A 2,683-nucleotide genomic window follows, 5' to 3' on the forward strand; every position below is an offset into this window, starting at 1 on the left:
AACTGTGTATAAGAGACAGGTACACCCCCGGAGAACCACTGGTGCCCTGTTACGCCCCCCGGAGCGAGCGTTTTCCCGACAACTCCGTGGACATGGGCACGGGCTACGACTGCTTCGACACGCTCTCCCACACCGACGACCCGCGGATCACCGGCACACAGCGCGCCAACCGCCAGCTTCTGAAAGGCACTCTGGAAGCCCTCGGATTCGTGAACCTGCCCGAGGAATGGTGGCACTTCACCTACAAGCCGGAGTCGTACCCGGACACCTACTTCGACTTCCCGGTGACCAGGAAATCCTTCACGCACGCACATTGAGCCGCCCGCCGGAGACGCCCTCCACGTGATCGGATACAGTCCGCCGCGTGTCCGCAACCCAACACCCAAACGCCAACTCTGCACCGGACTCCCACTGTTCGAGCTGCGGAGCGCCCTACGGAGAGGGCGTCTCCGGCTGGCCCCGCACCTGCCCGGCCTGCCACACGGTCGCTTACCGCAACCCGCTGCCGGTAGCGGTGGCGCTCCAGCCCGTGTACGACACCAAGGGCACCGCCCTGGTCGTCATCACCCGAACCATCGCCCCCGCGCGCGGGGGCACGGCCCTGCCCGGAGGGTTCATCGAACAACGGGAGGACTGGCGCAGCGCCGTCGTCCGTGAGCTCAAGGAGGAAACGGGCATCGACGCCGCCGAGCGCGACGTCCGCCTCGCCGACGCGATGAGCTCACCCGACGGCCACCTGCTCCTCTTCGGGCTCCTCCCGGAGCGCCCGGCCGCCGGCCTGCCCCCGTCCGCCGCCACGGACGAGACGGAGGGCTGGCAACTCCTGCACAGGCCGACCGAGCTCGCCTTCCCGTTGCACACGCTGGCGGTCAAGGCGTTCTTCGAGGGCCGGTACGTCTGAGTCACGACCGGGCGAGCCCTCGTACCCGCACGGGATACGGGGGCTCGCCCCGTCCACCCTCCCGCTGCACGACCACCCGCCGCTTCTTCCAGCGCGTCACATACCGTTCGACCTCCGGCTCGTCCCAGCCGTCGCCCGCGTCGGCCACCACGAGCCCACCCCCGGCCCGCCCGTGCTCCGGTGCCCATGCCTCCAGTTCCAGGCCGCCGTCGGCGCCCCGCACAGGCAGGACGGCACCCGCACGCGCGAGCACCGGGATCCTCGACAGGGGAGCATCGAGCAGCACCTGCCCCGGCCCCTCGTACGCCTCCTCGGTCACCGTGTCGTACCAGCGCCCCCGCGGAAGCTGCACCGCGCGCCGGTCGGCACCAGGGTCCAGCACCGGCGCCACCAGGAGACAGTCACCGAGAAGGAAGACGTCCTCGCAGTCGCGCAGCGCACGGTCCTCCGGCGCGCCCCACCAGACCGGCCGCGCATACGGCGCCCCCGTACGCCGCGCCAGATGCGCCAGCGTCATGAAGTACGGCAGCAGACGCCGCCGCTCGACGAGAGCCCCGCGCGCGTGGGCAAGCACCTCGTCACCGAACTCCCAGGGCTCCCTGCGCCCCGCCCGCAGACTCGCGTGCGTACGGAACAGCGGCAGATACGCGCCCAGCTGGAACCACCGCAAATACAGCTCCGGAGACGGACTCCCGTCGAAACCACCGACATCAGGGCCCGAATAGGGCACCCCGCACAGCCCCAGCCCCATCACCAGCGACAGCGACGCCCGCAGACCGGGCCAGCCCGTCGCCACGTCCCCCGACCAGGTGCCCCCGTAGCGCTGCATGCCGGCCCACCCGGAGCGTGAGAAGAGAAACGGCCGCTCCTGGGGGGCGAGTCTCCGCAGGCCCTCGTACCCGGCCCGGGCCATGCAGAGCGCGTACACGTTGTGTGCCTCCCGGTGGTCACCGCCCCGGCCGTCCAGGTCGTGCCGCGCGGACCGGGGCAGCGTGTTCTCCCCGAAGGCCGTGAACGACGTCGGCTCGTTCATGTCGTGCCAGAACCCCGCGAAGCCCTGCGCCAGCCGTTCCTCGTACAGCCCGCCCCACCACTCGCGCACCCGCGCGCGCGTGAAGTCCGGGTACACCGACTCGCCGGGCCACACGACGCCTTCCACCGGCCGGCCCGCCGAGTCCTGCACGAACGCGTCCTCGGCCGTCCCGTCGTCGTACAGCGCGTTGCCCGGCTCGGCCTTCACCGCCGGATCGACGATCGAAACGAGCCTGATCCCGTCCCGGCGCAGCTCCTCGGCGAGCACCGGCAGCTTCGGGAAGTGCTCCTTGTCGACCGTGAACACCTGGTGCTCGTCGTAGTGGTCGATGTCCAGATGGACCGCGTCCAGCGGCAGATCGTGCTCCTGGTAGCCCGCGACGATCCGCCGCACCTCCTGCTCGCTGCCGAAACCCCACCGCGCGTGATGGTGCCCCAGTGCCCAGGCGGGCGGCAGCGCGGGCGCCCCGGTGAGCGCGGCCCAAGCGTGGAGCACGCGCGCGGGGGTGCCCACCATCATCCAGCAGCGCAGCGGACCGCCGTCCACGCGGAGCTCGCTCGTCCCGGCCCGGTCGTGCCCGGAACCGGCCCCCTCCTCTCCCTCCCGCAACGCCACCGTGCCGTCCCACGAGGTGTCGTGGAACACCAGGTGCGTGCCCGCGTCGGCCACCACCATCTGCACCGGCATCGTGATGTACAGCGGATCGTCACCGGGAACGAACGTGCGTCCGGGATCGGTGTTCCACAAGC

General features: G+C 71.0%; 3 protein-coding genes. 2 read left to right on the forward strand and 1 reads right to left on the reverse strand.

Going from position 1 to position 2,683, the window contains the following annotated elements:
- The coding region (locus FNH08_RS48580; RefSeq protein ID WP_322726626.1) for a M15 family metallopeptidase at positions 1-317 on the forward strand (317 nt) is incomplete at its 5' end.
- Between the two features lie 47 nt (positions 318-364).
- Entirely contained in the window at positions 365-901 is a 537-nt protein-coding gene (locus tag FNH08_RS48585) for an NUDIX domain-containing protein (RefSeq protein ID WP_322726627.1), read from the forward strand.
- 1 nt (position 902) lies between these two features.
- On the opposite strand, the gene FNH08_RS48590 is transcribed toward FNH08_RS48585, so the two are convergent.
- Positions 903-2,683 (reverse strand): TIM-barrel domain-containing protein (locus FNH08_RS48590; protein ID WP_152778293.1); only part of this gene is annotated, 1,781 nt, incomplete at its 5' end.

It is taken from the genome of Streptomyces spongiae (assembly GCF_009377185.1).
Lineage (GTDB): Bacteria > Actinomycetota > Actinomycetes > Streptomycetales > Streptomycetaceae > Streptomyces > Streptomyces spongiae.